Consider the following 21,159-nt stretch of genomic DNA (forward strand, 5'->3'; position numbering starts at 1 on the left):
CGTCACAAAAACGATTGTGCCTGTCGCAAATGGCGAAGTGATCGCCATCGATCAAGTTGATGACCCTGTCTTCTCACAAAAAATGATGGGCGATGGATTCGCAGTCATTCCAACCGACACGACGATTTACGCGCCGATCGACGGAACGATCACCAGTATTTTCCCCTCTAAACATGCGTTAGGTATTACAACTACTGAGGGAATCGAAGTCTTGATCCATATGGGACTTGATACGATTGAAATGAAAGAATCTGCCTTTACGATTCATGTGGTCGAAGGACAAAAGATTACCGCAGGTGAAATAATTGCAACAGCCGATTTAGATAAAATCAAATCTGCAGGTAAACAAACAACCATGATCGTTGTCTTTACAAACGGCGAGAAGATCAATGCTTTTCATTTAGAGAAAACTGGTAAACAAGATCCTGGAACAGCTATTGGATGTTTAGAGATCTGATCATAATTAAAAACACGTTTAAACAGGGTTGGCTTAAAGCTCACAGAGTTTTATCCTGACCCTGTTTTCTACCTATCATTATATAGCTTCACGAGCTAGCCACTACGCTACGCTTTTAAACAAGGAGGAACAACATGAAGGTTTTAACATTGAACACCCACAGTTGGTTAGAGAATCAGCCGTTAGAAAAATTACAACAACTAGCAGATCAAATCATTAAAGAGGATTATGCACTGATTGCCCTACAAGAAGTCAATCAACGGATTGACAGCTTACCAGCCATTACTACTCATAACTTCCATCCCACGGAAGACCAGCTGCCAATCCATGAAGACAATTTCGCATATCTTTTAGTTCAGCTTCTAAAAGAGCAAGGCTATAACTACCATTGGAGTTGGGCATACAATCACATTGGGTACTCGATCTATCACGAGGGCGTTGCACTCCTTTCAAAACAACCGATCCAGCCACAAGCTGTTGTAGTTTCTGCCGAAAAAGACCCCCGTGACTATCGCAGAAGAGTTTTACTTATAGGGCAGACAAAACTAGGAGACCACTGCATCACCGCTTTAAGCTGTCATTATTCTTGGTGGTCTGAAACTGGCGGATTTTCATATGAATGGCAGCAAACTGAGATTGCCTTACAAGAACACATTTCCCCTTTACTGATGATGGGCGACTTCAATAACCCAGCTTCAGCTAAAACGGGGCATGCTCTTGTTCTTGATAGCCCGTTACAATTGCAAGATAGTTTTTTGATAGCTTGTGAAAAAATCGGTGAACATACCGTTGAAAAAGCCATTGATGGTTGGGGAGAAAATCAAGAGAAATTGAGAATCGACTATATTTTCACTTCAAAAAAAATATCTGTTTCCAGCTACCAAATCGTTTTTGATGGGAAAAGTACACCGGTAATCAGCGATCATTTCGGCGTGTCAGCTATTATCCAATAAAATAAAAATGTACGCCAAAGATAACTCAACGTGCTTATGCCAGAGCCTAATTATTTATCGTATAATTTACAATAAAAAAAGTGATCTCGCTGCATCTGCGCAAGATCACTTTTAACTACTCACTAATTTGATACAAAAGCATCATTCTTTCCTTCACCAAAAACCAATGCTTTTGTTATACGTAAAATCAATTTGTTCCCTTTATAATGACAGCTCATTTTTTCCACCTTTCCTGACTAAATTCATGAGAGGTGGAATGCGTTTAAATCAAACTTTGTAACAGAATCAAATATAATAACTTTTCCAAAGGTTACTTTTTTATTTTCAACAAATTTATTAAGTTTAAAAGTGAATGAGTTCCCTAGGGGTAAAAATAGACCAATTACATTTCACAACAAATACCTACCAATAAATGGAACGGTAGGCACTTTTTTATATCAGGATTATGTTAACTAAGGATTTAAATAACTAATAACCATTATTTAATACAAACTTTTTTAAATTTAAATTCAAATAATGCAGACAAAATCAGATAATTCCCAAAGTATACTGCATATATAAAATACAGATCTAATATTTTATAAAGATACAACATAAATATAATCCCCATACTAATTATATTTATTATAAGAGTCCATTTCACAACAAATTTCCCATTTTCTATAACCTGTAATATATACTTATTTATTTCATATAGTATTATTGGGCTAACTAAAAAAAATAGCGGTAGTATTATTTTAGTTGTTTCGTTTATCAGCTTATCATCAAAAGTGAATAAATTAGAAAACGGAACTATCATTAAGTATATACCTATTCCTATTAACACATAAAAAAAGATAGACATGTATGTTGATATCCTTTTTACCACTATGATTTTATTTTTATTCTTCTCTCCAAAGTATTCACTTGCAAATATTGTAACTGCATTACCATACATAAACATTGGTAATTTTAAATATACTAATGCTTGACTGATAATAGAATACACACTCAAAGACATTGTATCTAATCTTGCAATCATTGCATCAAAAAAAATCAAAAATATTATTCCTTCTAGTAATTCTTGAATCCCTAAAGGAATACTCCTTATCAATATATCTTTTATATATATTGGCTTTAACTTTAAACATGAAAAAAAGGTAGTTCTTACAATTATCAGATAGCACAAGATTGTTATTAGTAATGTAATATTTAATGCTATCCCTGCACCAAACACACCTAAACCCGAAAAATTTCCTATGCCATTAATAAATATATAACTCAAAAGCACTTGAATCAGTGAAGATATTATAGATATCGTTAATATATAATTCGTTTTCTTTTCGACTTTTAATAAATTCGTAAGAGTAAATGTGATTAATGTTAATAAAACATAGAAACTCATTGAATATAGATATGTAGTTGCCACACTCAGTAGTTCATCAGAAAATTTATATATTGCACTAATAAAGATTTTTGAAAAAAATAGAATTATGAAAAAAAATAACGAACCTATGATTGCATTTGCATGCATTACAGAACTAACTAATTTTTTGAACTTATCTGTATCTTTTTCTCCTAAAGATTTTGAACTTAGCATACTAAATGCTACACTAATGACCCCTAAAACTCCTGTTACAGAATAAATTAAGTTATCAATTGTATTCATAGCAATTAAATTATCAGTTCCTAATCTCGCAGCTATAGAGAACGCTTTCTGCCCTATAGTAGTCGTTATTAGTTGTGAAAATATTAATGGTAATGAGAATTTATTAATATCTATAAAAATTCTTTTTCTCATGTTATCTAACTTCCTTATTAAAAGGTTCTAAATATAAATACACATCTGATTGAATTAAATTAGTATAAATTATATCTTGAATAGGTATATAATTTAAAAATTCTATCACTTCCGAAATGCACCCCTCTTTACTAATTTCATATTCCTCTGTTATTAACTCTACTATATGTTCTAATTTCATTTTTTTAGAAATACAATATAATATTTCTGCACCAATATTGCTAACTTCAAAATAGGACAATCTTATTGGATCAAAAGTTAAGAAATTCATTTCTTCATCTTTTTCAAAATACAGTTTTTTCTTACCATCAATATAAAAGTTTTTAACTAACATTTCATTTCCTCCATCGGCTCATAAAAGCATGATAAGTCAGACCCTAATAAAGAACCATCTAACTCTAATGCACTACATCTGCAACCACCACCACACCATGTATGAGGACAGATAGAACATTTACCAGATAAATCCTTAAAATTCATTTCTCTAAATTTTCTAAATACAGATGAGTTATTCCATATCTCCATTAAATTGCTTTCATTTATATTTCCTGCAACTAATTCATCAATACCATTCATCAAATCACATCCATAAACATCTCCTTTATGAGAAATGGAGCATGCTTTGATTCCAGCTTGACAAGAAATATCTCTATCTACTCTATTTTTGTATGACTCTAGTTCCACACCCCAAACTTGCAATAAATCTAATCGATTATAGTATTCCAAAGGAAAATAATGCGTCCAAAATATATCACTTTCATTCGGAGGTACTATTTTAAAATTAACTTTAAATTCTTTATTTTTTATTCTTTCTGATAATTCTAAAAATACAGGATACCAATTTTCTTTGTCTGCTAACACACTTCCATCATTAGCCCTACCAGTTGGACAAATAACCATGACAGACATAAAATTTATATTTAGTTTATCATTTAATTTTATGGTATTAATTAAATCATTAACATTATGTTTACCTAGGGTAAATAGCGTTGATACTGGTAGATTGTATTTTTGTAATTGTCTTATACCTTCAATTGCTTTTTTAAATGAACCTTTACCTCTAGAGCTATCATGTACTTCGGGATTGCTTCCATCTAATGTAACACAAATTCTATCCAGATTTAACTTTGATAACGCTAATGCCTGTTTATCTCTAATTAAATTTCCGTTAGTGTTCAAAACTTTTGTGAAATTGTATTTATCGAATTCATACAAAATTTCAATAATATCTTCTCTTATAAATGGTTCTCCACCTGTTAAAGCAACCCTCGGAACTTTAATTTTATCCATTTCTTGAAATAACTCAGACAATTTTTGTATTGTTAATTCTCCTTTTTTACTAGCAAATGGGCCAGATTCGGCTGAACAATAATCACAATTTAAATTACACCTATTAGTCACACATACATCTACTAATATAGGTTTATAATAATATTTCCTCATTTTTATTCCTCCTTTAAAAAAAGAAAGATGAAAATTTAAATTTCTCATCTTTCCTTTTGCTAAAAATTAATGTTTACCCCAAGCAGCAACATTAGCAAAACGAATCTTTTTAAATTCTTTTTTCTTTTTCATAGAAAAACCTCCATTATTTTTTTAGAGGATAAACTAACCACCAACTATCCAAAAAATTGATGCAAATAAAACAATTCTAAATAATTTTCTCATGATTTTTTATCCTCCTTCTTACAAAGAATACCCTATTGTGAATATCATAACTTATGATGTAAACTATAATCACATCTTATATTTAAAAGGAGGCTATATTATGATTAACGAGGGAAGTTCATTTAAAAATATTAGACAGTCAAGAAATATAACACAAAAAGATATTTGTAAACAAAAAATCTCTAGGACAACTTTATCAAAGTTTGAAAATAATAAAATAATGTTGTCTATGGCTCATTTTAATTATTTACTTAATTCTATTGATGTTTCATTTGAAGAGTTTAATTTTATTGAAAACGGATACTCTTATAAGGATAAAGAACAAATTATATATTTATTTAATAAGATTTTCTCTAATAGCGACTTAAAATATCTTGATAACTTAATTACACTTTGTGATAACTACCTAGATGACAATTTCAGTAAGTCAATTAAGTGTATCCGTAGTACATTGTATATGTTAAAACACATTGCAGATTCAACCAACAGTAAATTAAATTGTCAATCTAAACTATACGCTGCAGATGTTTGGGATGAACTATCTAAAGTTGATTCTTGGACTATTTTAGATATAAAAATAATTAATTGCTGTCTACACTTTTTTGATCCAAATACCTATCCCCTTATAAGCAAACAACTAATTAAATCGTTAGATAAGTACAAGAATTTTTCTAATATTATATTGTTAGAAACATCTATATATCTAAATTTAACACTCCTTTTTTCACTACAAAACGATAAAAAATCTGCTCTGTTTTTTTCTGAAAAAGCACTAGATAGATCCTTCCAGAGTAAAAGAATTGATTATATTTCCATATCATTAATAAGGTATGGACTTCTGTCTAATCAAAAAGGAAAAATTAATGATGGATTGAAAATATTAAAACTTTTAAATGATGATCCTTTATATAAAATTGTTAAAGAGGAAGTAGACACTTTCATCATTTGAGTATTTTAATTTTATTGACTTTTCTAACTTTTTTTAATAGGATTTACGTGAATTAAGGACAAGTTTAATGTTAATTGTACAATAATTAAAAATAGACAAAAACACCTATAATTCGTAGGTGTTTTTTGTTCGTCTCAAGAAAGAATGTTTTTGGGATAGGCAAAAAGGGTAGAATTGCTCCCTACCCTAAATGCTCAATTGCCACGATAACTCCCATCACTATCTAACTCATTGACTCAAACTAGTTTCATCTATAGGCTAAAATCACTTAGCCTATAATATCTCCCAGCAACGTTACAGGAACTTCCTTTATCTCTTTTTTGTCATTAAAATAGTATGAAGCATTTAACAACTTACAAAAACCGTCTTTTTTGAGAATTCTAAAAATTATCAATTCAACAACTCATTTTTTTGAAGTCAATAAAACTATGCCAACAATCACAATCAAAAGACAAAATTCATCATTCAAAGAAAAGGCTGCTAAGAACATAAAAACGCTAAATACAATAAATATTAATTCTCCCCCTCAAGCATCCCTTAACCTTTTTTTCGCCAGATAATGCTAAACTAGCTATAAGACAGATGTATCATGATAATTTCAGGAAAGTAGGAAGAGAAGATGCAGATAACTATTTTCGGCGGTAGTGGCTTTATCGGACAAAGACTTTCAGAAGAACTAATCCACCGAGGTCATAATGTGACGTCCATTTCCCGTAGCGGAAAACCAAGCGATTTAACAACTGCTTGGTCACAAAAAGTTCACTGGCTTCGTTCTGACGTTTTAGCAGATGATCATTGGCATCCAGCCGTTCAGAAAGCAGATTGGGTCATTGATGCAATCGGGATTCTTAAAGAAAATTCTTCTAAAAATATCACTTATGAGCGTTTTATTCTAGAACCTGTCCGAATCATTTTAGCATATTTAAACACACAGGAAACTCAATCTAAACTTTTGTTTCTATCAGCCAACAACGCACCTTTCCCTTTAAGAAAGTATATGAATGCCAAACTTCAGGCTGAACAGTTGATTAAAGAGCAAGCGATTAAAAGTGTGATTATTTACCCTAGTTTAGTTGTAGATAAAAAGCGTTTTTCGTCTGTTATCAGCGCGTTTTTCATCAACTTATTAAAAAAAATACCTGGATTCAACAAATTGACCACAGGATATGATCCTATTTCAAGAGAACATTTAGCAGTAGAAATCGCCAACGTGATCGAAGGAAAAACTTCTCCCTACACCCACAGACGAACATAAAAAAAGCATCTCCAATACGGAAATGCTTTTTTAAACGTTATCCTTTCACCGAACCACTCGTAATTCCTTCTACATAATATTTCTGCATAAAGATAAACAACAACGTGATCGGAACCGCAATCAGCACGCAGCCTGCGGTAAACGCCATGAAATACTGATCGATTTTATCTTTTGTCTGCATCGTAAATAACCCAATCGCAACCGTATATTTGTTCACGTTATCCCCTAAAATGATTTTCGCAAAAATGAAATCCATCCACGGTGCCATAAATGCCATCAATGCTGTATAAACAATAATCGGTTTACTCAATGGCAACGTGATTTTCGTAAAAATCTCAAACTTACTCGCTCCATCAATCATCGCAGATTCATCCAAGGCCATCGGAATCGTATCGAAGAATCCCTTCGCAATATAAAAACCTAACGCTGCACCAGATGAATAAACTAAAATCAACGCCAATAAACTCCCCGTCAAGTTCATCGCTTTTAAAATATAATACACAGCGATCATACTCATAAATCCTGGAAACATGTTCAACACCAATGCTAATTTCAAGAACGGTTTACGTGCTCTAAAACGTAAACGACTCAAAGAGTATGCCATCGCAATCGTGATCAACGTCGATAAAATACAACTACAAATCGCCACAAACAGCGTATTCAAAAACCATTGCACAAAAGGATACGTCGAACTCGTCAGTAACATCTTATAATTTTCAAAAGTAAACTGCTTAGGAATAAAGTACGTTACAAAAGCGCCACCTTCACTTCTAAAGCTAGTCAACACAATCCAAACAATCGGAAAGATCCAAACGATCGACAAAATCGTCAATAACGTATAGTGCAAGAATAGATTTTTTCTTTTTTTCGATTTCATAAGTCCGCTTACGCCCCTTCCGTTTTGAATGAACTACTTCTTGTATAAGCAAATAATGAGAAGACTGCTGAAAGAACAAAGATAATGATCCCGATTACGGATGCGAGATTATAATCAGCCGCTGTCACTGTCAGTTTATACAACCACGTAACGAGCAAATCCGTCTCACCGGCAGAGTGAAAATTACTATTCGCCGGTTGTCCGCCAGTCAACAAGAAAATCACATTGAAGTTGTTGATGTTTCCAATAAACTGTTGGATCAAACTAGGCGCCATAACAAACAAAATCTGTGGAAACGTAATATTTCTAAAAACTTGAAATTTATTTGCACCATCGATTTCAGCTGCTTCGATTTGATCTGTCGGTAAATTCGTAATGATCCCTGTCGCAACTAACATCGTCACTGGAATCCCAACCCACATATTCACGAAGATAACCGTGACCTTTGCGAGTAATGCATCTGTCAAAAAAGGAATCGGCTGATCGATCAATCCCCAATTTTGTAGCATCGCATTGACGGGCCCTGAACCGTTAAACAAATTCGCCATCAATAACAAGCTGACAAACTGCGGCACCGCCATCGTGATTACAAAAATCGTCCGCCAAACTTTTTTCCCTTTCACTCCTTTAGCATTGATCAACAACGCTAACAAAATCCCAAAGAAAAATGTCGTAGCTGTTGCTAAAACTGCCCAAATCAAGGTCCAAGTAAGTACAGGGAAGAAGGTTCCAGCAATATCTCCCGTCAGCACATTCCCAAAATTAGAAAAACCAACCCAATGGAATAAATTTTTCGGCGGCAAATGATTATGATCATAGTTCGTAAATGCAATAGAAATCATATAAAGCAGTGGCAAAATCGTAAATGCCAAAACTCCGAGCAAGGGAATGCTCATCAACGTTATATAAAATTTTTCATTCAACAAACTATTTAAGTCTTCTTTTAACGTCGGTAAAGATTGGTCAGCTTGTTTCAATATAAAAATTTTACGCGCACTTCTTAGATTTACGATGTATAGAAAAATAAAAAGAAAAATAAGAATAATTGCAGCAATCCCAAACAATAATAGCAACATCGAGTTATCCCCTGGCTGCTGAACCTCGATTCCTAGTGACTCATCCATGATCCAACCTTGAGATTTCGTTCCCAAGGTTTGCAGCATTGATAATGCATGAAATCCATTAACCACCAACCACGCTACAAACCCAACTTGCAGCGCTAAAAATGCTAAACCTTTGACGATTTGCCCGTTCATGATATTCGCTGTTCCCATAAATAGATAAGAAAGCTTGATTGATTTATCCCCTTTTTTAAATAGCTCTCTAAAAGAAATTGGTCCATCGGCTTTTGCCTTTTGTTTCATTGCATTTCACTTCCTGTTCTTAAAATAAAAAATAAGGCTGAGACAAAGCTCATAGAGTTTCGTTCCAGCCTCAAGGTCACCTTGAAAATGGTGAAGAATTATTTTTCTGATTTACTTGTATCTTTCACTAATTTATCCAATTTCGGTAAATATTGATCTTCTGATATTTTGCCATTATACGTATCATTGATCACCGCATCAGCTGGTCCCCAGAAAGAAACCATTTCTGGAAGTTTCGGCATCACAACGGAATGATCTGCATCACTCATCTTCATTACAGCTTCAGCTACTTTGTCAGACGTCACTTTGCTGTCTGCTTGTGCGTCTTTGTTTGCAGGTACTGTACCATTTTTCTCAAAAACAGTTAATTGATTTTCTTTGTTTGTTAAGAAGTCTGCTAAAGCCATTGCCGCAACTGGACTTTTGGTAGATGCATTAACGCCGAATAATTTCACGCCTAAAAATGCTTTTTGTTGAACAGGCCCATTGCCCAAATCAACTGTAGGATATGGTGCTACTGCTAATTTATCCCCTAATGCTTTTTCCACATCTAACTTAGACCACGGACCCGATAAGAAGGCATCGATTTTACCATTACTTAGATTAGAAAGAGCGTCAGCATTTGATTGAACAACACCAGAATTATCTTTTTGCGAGTGAATCCATTTTAAAACTTGGACTCCTTTATCATTATTAAAGTTCGTTCCGTTGATATCTTCACCATTTTTGCCATATAATTCATCGCCATTCGACATAAATAACGGCGTGAAGATATAGTTGGCACCTGCTTCTCCAAAGTTTGCACCCAATTTGCCTTTAGCAGTTAAACTTTCCCAGCTCTTCACATCTTCTTCAGTTAGTTTTTCTTTGTTATAGTATACAAATTGAGATTCAACACCATATGGATAGCCGTATAATTTACCATCATATGTTACAGCTTCTACTGCACTTTCAGTACTATTTTCTTTCACACTATCTTCATATTTTGTATTAGCATAAATAATTCCAGCATCCACCATTTGACCTAATTGATCATGAGGCATCATGAAAACATCGGCTGCGGCACTAGGATCTTTTTTCAGATTTTCTTGTGCTGTTGCAGATTCACTTGGCTTGATGGTTACTTTCCAATCTTTATGTTCTTTTTCAAATTCTTCTACTAATGGTTTATACGTATCAACAAATGCTACGTCTACCCATAATTTTATAGAAGCGTTTTCATTTTTGGCAGAAGTTTTTTCTTCTGATGATCCTCCGCCACAAGCTGCAAGTAAAAACGCTGCCGCTGTCATTGTTACCCCTAATGTCAAAAGCTTTTTTGTGTTTCTTCTCATCTTTTGTTCCTCCTAGGAATTTTTTACTGTTCTGTTCTCTTATATTGTGCAATCGTTTGCGTAAATTGTCAAGAGAAATATAAATAAATTTATTTTTTTTCCTTTATATCAATAAAAAAGCCTTTAGAAATCATACTATTCAAATAGAACAACACTGATTAAACAAAGATAATATTTATATATAGCCTAAATAGTGATTTTTAAAAGTGATTTACTTTATTTATCAAGTAAATCATCCAGCAGATAAAACAAAATGCAATCGATTGCGAAAAAATACATTGAAAACGTTTTTCTTATGTGTCATAATATGGGTGGTTTTTAGAAAAGTATGACAATAAAAGATACCGAGTCGATTACAGGGGGAGAAATTAGATGAATACTGCAGCGATCCACCATCAACCAGAAAGCGAATATGCTTATTTATACACATCAGATAAAATGCACATCCGGCTAAAAACAGGTAGAGGAGATATCAAAAGCGTCGAACTATTAAATGGCGATCCGTATCAATTCGAACACAGCGAGTGGTTCAAATTAACGATTCCTATGGAAAAATACCTATCTACTACAACACATGACTATTGGATAATCGAAACTTCTGCACCGTTTAGACGTCTAAGTTACGCTTTCAAAATAGAAGGCATGGATGGAACAGTGTTATTTTACGGTGATCACGGCTTCTTTCCTTATCAAGATTCTACATTAAAATCAGCTAGCAATTATTTTAAACTACCTTATTTTCACGAAGCAGACCGTTTCAAAGCACCTCAACGGGCGAAGGAAACCATTTGGTATCAAATTTTCCCCGAACGTTTTGCCAACGGCGATATCTCAAACGATCCAGAAAGCACTTTACCTTGGGGCAGCAAAGAACATCCTGGACGAAAAGACTTTTTTGGCGGGGATTTGCAAGGTGTTTTAGATCATTTAGACCACTTCGTAGACCTTGGGATCAACGGAATTTATTTCTGTCCGATTTTCCAAGCCGCTAGCAATCACAAATATGACACAATTGATTATTTTGAGATTGATTCTGCTTTCGGAGATAAAAAGCTCTTTAAGAAGGTCGTAGACGAATGTCATAAACGAGGGATCCGTGTTATGTTGGACGCCGTTTTCAATCATATGGGTGACTTTTCACCTCAGTGGCAGGACGTCGTCAAAAATGGTGAAACTTCACCTTATGCAAAATGGTTCCACATCCATAAATTTCCAGTTGACTACACTCCGACAGCCGACTTTGAATTCTCAGATAATATTACGTACGATACTTTTGCATTCACTCCACACATGCCTAAATTGAACACGGCCAACAAAGAAGTACAGGACTTTTTATTAGAAATTGCCCGTTACTGGATCACAGAATTTGATATCGATGCGTGGCGTTTAGACGTAGCGAATGAAGTAGACCATCGTTTTTGGCGTAAATTTCACGATGTTTGTACAGAAGCCAAACCAGATATTTATATTCTAGGTGAAATTTGGCATTCTTCTCAAGCGTGGCTACAAGGAGATGAATTTCACGGAGTCATGAATTATGCTTTTACAGATGCCATTCTTTCTTATTTTGTCTATCAAACGATTTCATTAAGCAAGCTAGTTTCTGAACTAAATCATCAATTGATGCTTTATCGTGAACAAACCAATCAAATCATGTTCAATGTGCTCGATTCCCACGATACACCACGCTTATTAACGATTGCTCAAAATAACAAAGAGCTGATGAAACAAGTTTTAGCCTTTACCTACTTACAAAAAGGTGTACCTTGCCTTTATTATGGAGATGAATATGCAATGGACGGTGCAGGCGATCCAGATTGCCGAAAATGTATGATTTGGGAACCCGAAAAACAAGATTTAGACATGTACGAGTTCACTAAAGCATTGATTGCGTTTAGAAAAGAACACCAACCACTTCTATCAGAGGGCAAACTACGTTGGAACGAAATTGATGAACAAACAGGAATCATCGACTTCGCTTACGAACATGAAGGAAAAATGATCCGCAGTATTTTCAATACAGGTCAGTCTCCTGTTTATATTGAAAAAGAACATGTTTTATTCTCAACTCAAATGCAGGCATTAGATAAAAATATCATTGAACTTGCACCATACGGATTTGCTGTATCAGTAGACTCAACAGAAAGGATTGAAAAGAATGACTCAACACGAAACGAACAACCATTGGTGGCAGGAAGCCGTCGTTTATCAAGTTTATCCACGGAGTTTTCAAGATAGCAACGGCGACGGGATCGGTGATTTAGCTGGTATTATCCAGCGTTTAGATTATCTGCAGGAGCTAGGCATCAACGCCATCTGGCTAAGTCCCGTTTACCGTTCACCAAACGACGATAATGGCTATGATATCAGTGATTACGAACAAATCATGGCGGAATTCGGCACTATGGATGATATGGAGCAACTGATCCAAGAAGCCAAGCTACGAGAGATAAAAATCATTATGGATCTTGTGGTCAACCATACTAGCGACGAACATCCTTGGTTTATCGAATCCCGCTCTTCTAAAGACAATCCTTATCGTGACTTTTATGTTTGGCGTAAAGGCATCAATGACGGTCCACCAAATGGCTTAGAATCAACCTTTTTAGGATCTGCTTGGCAATTGGATGAATCGACCGGTGAATATTATCTGCATTTATTTAGTCAAAAACAACCAGATTTAAATTGGGAAAATCCAGCTGTACGAAATGCAATCTACGACATGATGAATTTCTGGATCGATAAAGGCATCGGCGGTTTCCGAATGGATGTGATCGATCTTGTCGGCAAAATTCCAGATCAAAAAATCACTGGTAATGGCCCAAAATTACATGACTATTTAAAAGAAATGAATACGCAAACCTTCGGTGGTAAAGACTTACTAACAGTTGGCGAAACTTGGGGCGCCACACCAGAAATCGCCAAATTATATTCTGATCCAAAACGAAACGAACTATCAATGGTCTTTCAATTCGAGCATGTCGGCTTAGATGAGCAACCTGGAAAAAGCAAATGGGATCTGCGCCCTTTACAGATAACGGAACTAAAAAAAGTCTTTTCAAAATGGCAGACAGAGCTTGGCGATCAAGGTTGGAATTCACTGTTCTGGAACAATCATGACCTGCCTCGCATCGTTTCTAGATGGGGCAACGACAGCCAATACCGTGTAGAAAGTGCCAAAATGCTGGCAATTTTGCTGCATATGCTAAAAGGAACTCCTTATATTTATCAAGGAGAAGAAATCGGGATGACCAATCGGACAATCCACGACATCGCAGAAGTTGAAGATATTGAAAGTAAGAATATGTACGCTGATCGACTCGAAAAAGGCTATCCAAAACCAGAAATCCTTGCATCGATCAACGTCAAAGGACGAGATAACGCCCGCACCCCTATGCAGTGGGATAATACCGAAAATGCCGGTTTTACAACAGGAGAACCTTGGCTTGCCGTTAATGAAAACTATCATGAAATCAACGTTACTCAAGCTTTGACAGATAAAAACTCGATCTTTTACACGTACCAAAAACTGATTGAACTTCGTAAAACCTATCCATTGATCGTTTGGGGCAGTTTTGAATTAATAGAAGATACCGCAATAGACGTGTTTGCTTATTATCGCCATTACCAAGGAGAAAGCTGGTTGATCGTATGTAATTTTTCAGATCGAGCGCAACGATTTTCATTGGATAAAACAGCAACAGAAACAATCATCGCAAATACCGAAAAAACGTATAACCAACTTTCCGACAAAGCACTAGGGCCTTATGAAGCTTTTGTAGTCAAATTATCGAGTTTCACGGACTAACTACTATTTGTCTATCGGCACAGTTATACCAATTCAACTCTTGGAGGAAATAAACATGTCTAATCTAGCAATCCAAGCACAAGAAATAAGCCAAACAGAAAAAAGAAGTTGGTGGAAAAATGCTATAGGGTATCAAATTTATCCACGCAGCTTTAAAGATAGCAACCACGACGGCATCGGTGATCTTAACGGGATTCGACAAAAATTACCTTATTTAAAAGAACTGGGGATTGATTTTATTTGGATAAATCCAATCTACGCTTCACCAAATGTCGATAACGGCTATGATATTTCGGATTACCAAGCTATTCATGAAGATTTCGGTACAATGGACGATTTCCAAGCTTTGCTTAAAGAAGCACATGCGCTGGATTTAAAAGTCATTATGGATTTAGTCGTCAACCATACAAGCGATCAACATCCTTGGTTTCTAGAATCTAAAAAATCATTGGATAATCCATATCGCGATTATTATCATTGGGCTGACACTACAAAAAATCTTCCACCTAACGACTGGCAATCTTTTTTCGGCGGTTCCACTTGGACGTACGATGAAACAACAAAGCAATCTTATTTCCATGTTTTCGCCAAAGAACAACCCGATCTTAATTGGAAAAATCCAAAGGTTCGCCATGAACTTTATCAGATGATTCGTTGGTGGTTGGATCTTGGGATTGATGGTTTCCGTATAGATGCAATCAGCCATATTCAAAAAGAACCTTGGGATTTTAAGATCACCGATAATCAATGGGCTCCGTTTATGAATGTCGCTGGCATCGAAACTTATTTAAAAGAACTAAAAGCTATTTTTAATGAATACAATGTTATGACTGTAGGAGAAGCAAGCGGTGTGCCACATCAAGAAGCGGCATCATGGACTGGTGATCACGGGTATTTTAATATGATTTTTGAGTTAGAACATTGTGAACGAATCGGTGAAATCGGCCAACAAAAGGGCTCCATTCCACACTTAAAATATTCCTTAACTCAATGGCAAACAAGTTTAGCCGATAACGGCTGGAATGCGTTGTATTTAGAGAATCACGATACACATCGCAGTGTATCTGTGTATGGTGATGATTCTCCAGAAGCCGCGAAAGCATTAGCGACGGTTCTTTTGTTATTGAAAGGAACACCATTCATTTACCAAGGACAAGAAGTCGGCATGACCAATTATCCCTTTAGCTCAATCGAAGAAATCAACGCGGCGGATACGATTCATTTTTATCAAACACTACTGGAACAAGGAAGGATGACTACAGAAGCTTTAGCGATTGCAGTGAATTGGTCCAGAGATCATAGTAGGACGCCTTTCCAATGGGAAGATGCCCTACATGGCGGTTTTTCAACAACCGAGCCTTGGCTGAATGTCAACGAGAATTATCGAATGATCAATGCAGCGCAAAAAGATCTTGAAAGCAGCAGTATTTTTCACCATTATCAAGCCTTGATTCGCTTAAGAAAACAGACAGATGCGCTTATTTATGGGAGATTCGAGTTACTTTTGTCTGAACATCCAACTGTCTTTTGTTATACACACACGACTGAAACAGAACACTGGTTGATTTTAGTTCAGTTAGATCGAAAACAAACGACCGTTTCCTTCTCAGATTCTTTGGATTGTTCTAACTGGGAAGAGATAATAACAACCGCACAAGCTCAACCATTAAAACAACAAATGAGCCTTTCCGATTTTGAGGCGCATATTTACCGTAAAATAATTGTTTAAGTAAATATAAAAATGGAGGAGATAAAAGTAAATAGTACTTTTGTCTCCTCTTCTGTTTACATTCTATTCAACAAAATAACGCAACACCGTCTTCATCTTTTCAGGCACTACTTTTCTAGGGTCAGAGAGATAAATTTCTCGATGGTCAAATGATCTTCTGTCTAGCTGATGCTCCGCGCATATGAAGTAGCGTATGAACTTTTGCTCAAACTAAAAACGACGATTACAGACAATAAATACGCAGAAAATCAAGGTGAATTATTCGCTTTGATTAATCAATTATCCGAATACGAATTACAGGAGGGATGAACATGACAAATAAAAAATTTTAAAATTAGAAAATGGTATACTTTTTCTTTTAGCATTCACTCTTTTCGTTTACTTTGGATATCCATTTTTTTACTTTTTTATTTTCCTTTTATTACCGGATATGATGATGATCGGTTATTTAAGAAGTCCAGCCCTTGGTGCTGGAATCTACAACTTAGGGCATACTTTAGTTTTTCCAGTCGTGCTGATTTTTATTTATCTGTTCACACATATGTCTTTTTTGCTACCGATTGCGATCGTGTGGTGCGCACATATTTTTATGGATCGAACATTAGGCTATGGTCTTAAATATCCTGGTGCATTCAACCATACACATATTCAAAATTTATGAAAAAAGAAACACTAGATAAGATGCGAGGCATCCTATCTAGTGTTTCTTTTTCAGTGCTATGTCGTGGAGATTGTTTGTTTAGTACTATGTCATAAAGGTATTAACTAATTAAATTAATTCCCAAACTGATTCAGTTCCTGGCTGATTGCCTTGTGTCCACCATTTCGCTTTGTATGTTTGGCCTTGGAATGTTACTTTATCGCCACCATTGTATGCTTTACTTGTTTCCCAGTTCATTACTTTGTCAGAAAGAAGTTTCCAAGCATCTGATTGGTCTGGACGATCGCCTTTAACCCACCATTTTGCTTCATACTCTAAATCATCAAAGATCACTTTATCGCCAGTATTATAAATTTTGTCAGCTTCCCATGTTGTGTTGCCACTTGGTGCTTCTTTTGTTTTCACAGAAAATACAGCACTATTCTCTGATACGTTTCCACCGACACTGATTGCTTTAACTGTGTATTTGTATGTTGTATCAGCTTTTAAGCCAGTATCTTTAAAGCTTGTTTTTTCTGTCGTTGCAACTTTTTTGCCATCACGGTAAACTTCATAGTTTTTAACGCCTAAGAAATGTGTTGATTTTGTCCACATTAAGTCAACTGTATTCTCAGTTGTTCCCATAGAGTGAACGTTCGTTGGAGCTGTTGGTTTTTGATTATCTTCTACTTCTGATGATTGTGTTGTTGCTTTTACTGCTGCACTCTTTTCAGAGATTTTATCGTTTGTTCCCACTGCTTCTACTTGGTAAGAGTATGTTGTGTTTTCTGCTAAGTTTGCATCGTTAAATTGAGTTCCGCCAACTGTGGCAACTTTTTTGCCATCACGGTATACGTTGTATTCTTTAGCATTTGAAACAGTGTTCCATGTTAATTTAAGTGAAGAAGTCGTTACTTCGGATGTTTTAACGTTTGTCGGTGTTGCGGGAGCTTCTTCAACTGGAGGAGTGATTTCTCCATTTCCTTTTACATTTACATCAATTACGTTATAAAAAGCATTTGGCGTATCCTCTACATCCCAAACAGCTAAAACAACATGGTAGCCAGAGTGATCTGCTGGAATAGTCACTTGATGCGATTTATTATTTGATGCAGCTGATCCATCATGTTTTACTTCACCAATCAATTGTAAATCTTTTCTAGCGATTGGTTTTTCTGGGTTCCAACCATTTTTAGTAATATAGTAGTGCCATTTCGTTGTGCTGTGAGGTGCTGTGTAATGCCAAGAGAATGTATTCTCACCAGTCTGAACATCTTGCTTCACCCAACGGTCAGCGCCAGTATTATCTAAAACGAAGTCAGAAATTTGTCCTAATCCACCATTTGCAGAAGCAATACGGCCATCTGCTGGACCCGCTTGTGGAAATCCTTTTGGCGCTTCTAAAGATTGTGGATTTGTAATAACATTTCCATATTTCTCCATCGCTGCTGTCCAGCCCATAGTATTTTTATCTAATGAACCTTGGTAACCACGAGCTGCTGGTTTTTCTACATATCCATGGGCATTTGCTTCATCTGCATTTAACAGACCTGCTCCACTTAAAATAATTGTTGACATTAATGCTAATCCTAAAAATTTTTTATTCATATTTGTCCCCCATCTATTGTTTCGCCTTCAACTGGCTTAACATCAGTTTAAACGTTTTGTAAGAAAAAAAGAGGTCATTTATCGGCATAAAAAAGGAATACTTGATTAAATTTCACTCTTATACGGATATAAAAAGAAATTCAAAACAAAAATCAATAAATATTACAAACGTTATTCAAAAATAGTGTTCTTAAAGGTCAAATTTTTCTATTAAAAAGAAAAATATGAGCTTTATATTTTTAATTATTATAAAAAAAATATAAGTTTCCCTACTGTTATATAGACAAAACAGATAGTTTCAAGTTAAAATAAGAAAAGTCTTGAAATTTATTTCATTATAAGCTGAACAAATTTAAAAAATAACATAAAGAATAGAAAGTGTTGATACGATGAAAGAAATCCTCTCCTCACGATCAAAACGTCAATTAGAGCTAGTGGAACTTTTAGTTGATAACGACTGGGTCCCCTTCACTGCAGCATCAGAATCTTTAAATGTTCCTGTTAAAACGCTGAAATCGGATATTATTGAATTAGAAGCATTACTTGCACCTGCCACAATCGAGTCTTCAAAAAAATATGGCATTCGCTTTGCAACAAGTTTTGGCTTCTGTAAAACAAGTATTTATCAAAAATTTATAAAAAGTAGCGTTGAATTTCAGCTAATCGAAAAAATTTTCTTACATAATTTCTCTACTATCGTTGATTTAGCTGACGATCTTTATACCAGCGTCTCGACAATCAAACGAATCGTTCTCCGAGTAAACCAACTGCTTCAAATAGAAGGTTTTACGATTAACTTAAAAAAAATGCAGCTTGTCGGCGATCCACATAGTATTTGTAATTTTATGCAGCATTATTTTTATGAAAAATATGGCGTAGCTGAAAGCTTGTTGACTCCTGCTCAATTAGTTATTTTAGACCAAGTTGGACTTCAGATCATTAAACAAGCCATACCAAACGAATCATCACAGAACTTAGATTTTTCTTTATTGAATCGTCTACGTTTTTACACCTATACCGTCATTAATCTTCTAAAACATAATAGTGAAAATCAACTTCACGATCTACCAGAAAAAAAGTTTGCAATTCTTACTGATTCTTATGCTTGCGATGAATTCTACAGCCAATTTCATCTACCTTTGTCTCCTACTAATTTAAATATTTTTTTCTATCTAATATTTAGTGATCAATATATTGATTCGTTAGCTACTCTACGTGAGCTGATAAAAGTCGATCGTAATGCTCTCTTAAAGTATCAAAAAATCGACAATCTTCTACAAGAAATCGAAAAGAAGATGGACTGCAAATGTGACAATTTTGATGATATTTTTATGCGTCTCTATAACCTAGATTATCAGATTCACGGACGAGCATATATTTTGCACAACAAAAACAAAGAATTTCTTACAAGTATCAAAAACTTATATGGTCATTTCCCAATGGAGTTGATCCACTCGCTGCAAGCCATTTTCTATTCAAATCCTTATAAAGAATACATGGTATACGAAGCTATTTCGATTTTATTCACTAATTGGCCAAACTTACTAGATCGTTTAGAGTATTCAACGCCCACAATGAAAGCCTGTCTTTTATTTAACTCTGGATTGGACTATATGAACATGCTATCTGAACGAATCAACTACTATTTACGCGGTCGGTTCTCTTGTACACCTCTAAAGGTCACATCATTAGATGAACTTGAAAAAGAGGCTTCAGCATATGACTGCATCATCACCAATATCCCTGAAATCTATATCAATACTATTCCAATCATTGTCATCCCTTTGATTCCTGATGCTAAGAGTTTTGATAAATTGATGCTGGTTTATGAAGATTATTTTGATAAGAATTAGGCGTTTATTTCTATATTTTATTCATTACAGTTACATAATAAAAACGGGACGAGCCAAAACTGGAAATTAGTTTTGGCTCGTCCTTCGTTAGAAAAAACTTAGTTGAGTAATTTTCACTCAAAACTAGGTACTTTCGTTATCAACTTTTCATAAATCAGAGTGCTCATCATATACAGCATCAATCTTGAACAAAATTTTTTCTGATCACTAGGGTTACTCGTCACTAAGCAGTGTGTGCTGATTGACTTTAGTTTGATTGCTGCCATATTAGTAACGGTAATAATTTTTGTTCTATTGCTTTTTGCTTTGATCATGATCTCATCGATTTCTTCTGCTTCACCACTCAACGAAAAAATAACAATCACATCTTGAACTGTGCTGATTTGAGGAATGCGTTCAATCAACAGTCTATCTGAAAAATCATTCGTCCAAAGATTGATTGATTTTAGCTTATAATTAAATTCAGATGCGACTTTGGAACTCGAACCCGTTCCAACACAAAAAATTCTTCTTGCATTGATCAGGCAATTACATATTTGGTCGATATCTTTTTCATCTACTAATTCTAAAGTTGTCAAAGTATCTTTTTTTATACAGTCTAATTCATGTGAAAAATTTGATTCTACTGGATACATACTTTGTTTTTCTTCTCTTGATTGAATGAATGCTGCTTTCAATTCACTAAACGTATCGTAATTCAACTTTTTGCACGCTCTGATAACCGTAGCATTGGATATATACAATGCATCTTTGATATATCTTAATTTTAATTCTTCGATATCTTCAAATTTTAAAATAAAATTGACAACTTCCCTCTCAGTTTCTGACAATCTCTCATAGTTTGAATTGATATCTTTATAAATATCACTCACACAAATCAAATC

17 protein-coding genes and 1 pseudogene are annotated in these 21,159 nt (G+C 34.9%); 9 read left to right on the plus strand and 9 right to left on the minus strand.

What is annotated here, in order from left to right:
- The first annotated feature begins 37 nt into the window (after positions 1-37).
- Together IGL98_RS16130 and IGL98_RS16135 are read left to right on the plus strand one after the other, a co-directional pair.
- Entirely contained in the window at positions 38-457 is a 420-nt protein-coding gene (locus IGL98_RS16130; RefSeq protein ID WP_422851629.1) for a PTS sugar transporter subunit IIA, read from the plus strand.
- 134 nt (positions 458-591) lie between these two features.
- Positions 592-1,410 (plus strand): endonuclease/exonuclease/phosphatase family protein, encoded by an 819-nt coding sequence (locus IGL98_RS16135; protein WP_206847124.1) that lies wholly within the window; start codon positions 592-594, stop codon positions 1,408-1,410.
- 478 nt (positions 1,411-1,888) lie between these two features.
- On the opposite strand, the gene IGL98_RS16140 is transcribed toward IGL98_RS16135, so the two are convergent.
- The 3 genes from IGL98_RS16140 to IGL98_RS16150 are packed head-to-tail and all read right to left on the minus strand — an operon-like array spanning position 1,889 to position 4,633.
- The gene (locus tag IGL98_RS16140) at positions 1,889-3,190 is read right to left on the minus strand and encodes an MATE family efflux transporter (RefSeq protein WP_206847125.1); all 1,302 of its coding nucleotides are present in this window, start codon (positions 3,188-3,190) and stop codon (positions 1,889-1,891) included.
- Position 3,191: 1 nt separating this feature from the next.
- Positions 3,192-3,524, minus strand: coding sequence for a PqqD family peptide maturation chaperone WgkC (wgkC, locus tag IGL98_RS16145; protein WP_206847126.1), 333 nt, complete (start codon positions 3,522-3,524; stop codon positions 3,192-3,194).
- Complete coding sequence (locus tag IGL98_RS16150) at positions 3,518-4,633, minus strand: radical SAM/SPASM domain-containing protein (RefSeq protein WP_206847127.1); 1,116 nt, start codon at positions 4,631-4,633, stop codon at positions 3,518-3,520. The genes wgkC and IGL98_RS16150 overlap by 7 nt, the downstream gene beginning before the upstream one ends.
- Before the next feature lie 325 nt (positions 4,634-4,958).
- On the opposite strand from IGL98_RS16150, the gene IGL98_RS16155 reads away from it, so the two are divergent.
- Together IGL98_RS16155 and IGL98_RS16160 are read left to right on the plus strand one after the other, a co-directional pair.
- Complete coding sequence (locus IGL98_RS16155) at positions 4,959-5,807, plus strand: helix-turn-helix domain-containing protein (protein WP_206847129.1); 849 nt, start codon at positions 4,959-4,961, stop codon at positions 5,805-5,807.
- Positions 5,808-6,426: 619 nt separating this feature from the next.
- The gene (locus tag IGL98_RS16160) at positions 6,427-7,062 is read left to right on the plus strand and encodes an NAD(P)H-binding protein (RefSeq protein ID WP_206912048.1); all 636 of its coding nucleotides are present in this window, start codon (positions 6,427-6,429) and stop codon (positions 7,060-7,062) included.
- Positions 7,063-7,099: 37 nt separating this feature from the next.
- Here the strand turns inward: IGL98_RS16160 and IGL98_RS16165 are convergent, their stop codons facing one another.
- From IGL98_RS16165 to IGL98_RS16175, 3 genes are all read right to left on the minus strand, one after another.
- On the minus strand, positions 7,100-7,939 hold the full coding sequence (locus IGL98_RS16165) for a sugar ABC transporter permease (protein ID WP_069647362.1): 840 nt from the start codon (positions 7,937-7,939) through the stop codon (positions 7,100-7,102).
- 8 nt (positions 7,940-7,947) lie between these two features.
- Positions 7,948-9,303, minus strand: a complete 1,356-nt coding sequence (locus tag IGL98_RS16170) for a carbohydrate ABC transporter permease (protein ID WP_206912049.1) — start codon at positions 9,301-9,303, stop codon at positions 7,948-7,950.
- Positions 9,304-9,401: 98 nt separating this feature from the next.
- Positions 9,402-10,637 (minus strand): extracellular solute-binding protein, encoded by a 1,236-nt coding sequence (locus IGL98_RS16175; RefSeq protein ID WP_206912050.1) that lies wholly within the window; start codon positions 10,635-10,637, stop codon positions 9,402-9,404.
- 372 nt (positions 10,638-11,009) lie between these two features.
- On the opposite strand from IGL98_RS16175, the gene IGL98_RS16180 reads away from it, so the two are divergent.
- The 3 genes from IGL98_RS16180 to IGL98_RS16190 are packed head-to-tail and all read left to right on the plus strand — an operon-like array spanning position 11,010 to position 16,174.
- Positions 11,010-12,875: a glycoside hydrolase family 13 protein gene (locus tag IGL98_RS16180; RefSeq protein ID WP_206912051.1), complete on the plus strand. Its 1,866-nt coding sequence runs from the start codon at positions 11,010-11,012 to the stop codon at positions 12,873-12,875.
- The gene (locus tag IGL98_RS16185; protein ID WP_206847136.1) at positions 12,796-14,445 is read left to right on the plus strand and encodes a glycoside hydrolase family 13 protein; all 1,650 of its coding nucleotides are present in this window, start codon (positions 12,796-12,798) and stop codon (positions 14,443-14,445) included. The genes IGL98_RS16180 and IGL98_RS16185 overlap by 80 nt, the downstream gene beginning before the upstream one ends.
- A gap of 55 nt (positions 14,446-14,500) precedes the next feature.
- Positions 14,501-16,174, plus strand: coding sequence for an alpha-glucosidase (locus tag IGL98_RS16190; RefSeq protein ID WP_206912052.1), 1,674 nt, complete (start codon positions 14,501-14,503; stop codon positions 16,172-16,174).
- 63 nt (positions 16,175-16,237) lie between these two features.
- Here IGL98_RS16190 and IGL98_RS16195 read toward each other — a convergent pair.
- Positions 16,238-16,327: pseudogene (locus tag IGL98_RS16195) on the minus strand (GyrI-like domain-containing protein); the annotation flags it as partial.
- Between the two features lie 193 nt (positions 16,328-16,520).
- Between IGL98_RS16195 and IGL98_RS16200 the strand changes: the two are divergent.
- Entirely contained in the window at positions 16,521-16,835 is a 315-nt protein-coding gene (locus tag IGL98_RS16200) for a DUF4260 family protein (RefSeq protein ID WP_430605070.1), read from the plus strand.
- Positions 16,836-16,943: 108 nt separating this feature from the next.
- Here the strand turns inward: IGL98_RS16200 and IGL98_RS16205 are convergent, their stop codons facing one another.
- The gene (locus IGL98_RS16205) at positions 16,944-18,422 is read right to left on the minus strand and encodes a lytic polysaccharide monooxygenase (RefSeq protein ID WP_206912053.1); all 1,479 of its coding nucleotides are present in this window, start codon (positions 18,420-18,422) and stop codon (positions 16,944-16,946) included.
- Positions 18,423-18,811: 389 nt separating this feature from the next.
- Between IGL98_RS16205 and IGL98_RS16210 the strand changes: the two genes are divergently transcribed.
- Positions 18,812-20,275, plus strand: a complete 1,464-nt coding sequence (locus tag IGL98_RS16210) for a helix-turn-helix domain-containing protein (protein ID WP_206912054.1) — start codon at positions 18,812-18,814, stop codon at positions 20,273-20,275.
- 113 nt (positions 20,276-20,388) lie between these two features.
- Here the strand turns inward: IGL98_RS16210 and IGL98_RS16215 are convergent, their stop codons facing one another.
- Positions 20,389-21,147 (minus strand): SIS domain-containing protein, encoded by a 759-nt coding sequence (locus IGL98_RS16215; RefSeq protein WP_206912055.1) that lies wholly within the window; start codon positions 21,145-21,147, stop codon positions 20,389-20,391.
- Positions 21,148-21,159 lie beyond the last annotated feature (12 nt).

The organism is Enterococcus sp. DIV0840 (assembly GCF_050527835.1).
GTDB classification, from domain to species: domain Bacteria; phylum Bacillota; class Bacilli; order Lactobacillales; family Enterococcaceae; genus Enterococcus_L; species Enterococcus_L ureasiticus.

Bases quoted from the DNA above. Each gene is read 5' to 3' on its own strand.
- IGL98_RS16150 (WP_206847127.1), bottom strand. From the start codon at position 4,633: ATGAGGAAATATTATTATAAACCTATATTAGTAGATGTATGTGTGACT.
- IGL98_RS16165 (WP_069647362.1), bottom strand. From the start codon at position 7,939: ATGAAATCGAAAAAAAGAAAAAATCTATTCTTGCACTATACGTTATTG.
- IGL98_RS16140 (WP_206847125.1), bottom strand. From the start codon at position 3,190: ATGAGAAAAAGAATTTTTATAGATATTAATAAATTCTCATTACCATTA.
- IGL98_RS16205 (WP_206912053.1), bottom strand. From the start codon at position 18,422: ATGAATAAAAAATTTTTAGGATTAGCATTAATGTCAACAATTATTTTA.
- IGL98_RS16210 (WP_206912054.1), top strand. From the start codon at position 18,812: ATGAAAGAAATCCTCTCCTCACGATCAAAACGTCAATTAGAGCTAGTG.
- IGL98_RS16180 (WP_206912051.1), top strand. From the start codon at position 11,010: ATGAATACTGCAGCGATCCACCATCAACCAGAAAGCGAATATGCTTAT.
- IGL98_RS16185 (WP_206847136.1), top strand. From the start codon at position 12,796: ATGACTCAACACGAAACGAACAACCATTGGTGGCAGGAAGCCGTCGTT.
- IGL98_RS16175 (WP_206912050.1), bottom strand. From the start codon at position 10,637: ATGAGAAGAAACACAAAAAAGCTTTTGACATTAGGGGTAACAATGACA.
- IGL98_RS16190 (WP_206912052.1), top strand. From the start codon at position 14,501: ATGTCTAATCTAGCAATCCAAGCACAAGAAATAAGCCAAACAGAAAAA.
- wgkC (WP_206847126.1), bottom strand. From the start codon at position 3,524: ATGTTAGTTAAAAACTTTTATATTGATGGTAAGAAAAAACTGTATTTT.
- IGL98_RS16170 (WP_206912049.1), bottom strand. From the start codon at position 9,303: ATGAAACAAAAGGCAAAAGCCGATGGACCAATTTCTTTTAGAGAGCTA.
- IGL98_RS16160 (WP_206912048.1), top strand. From the start codon at position 6,427: ATGCAGATAACTATTTTCGGCGGTAGTGGCTTTATCGGACAAAGACTT.
- IGL98_RS16155 (WP_206847129.1), top strand. From the start codon at position 4,959: ATGATTAACGAGGGAAGTTCATTTAAAAATATTAGACAGTCAAGAAAT.
- IGL98_RS16135 (WP_206847124.1), top strand. From the start codon at position 592: ATGAAGGTTTTAACATTGAACACCCACAGTTGGTTAGAGAATCAGCCG.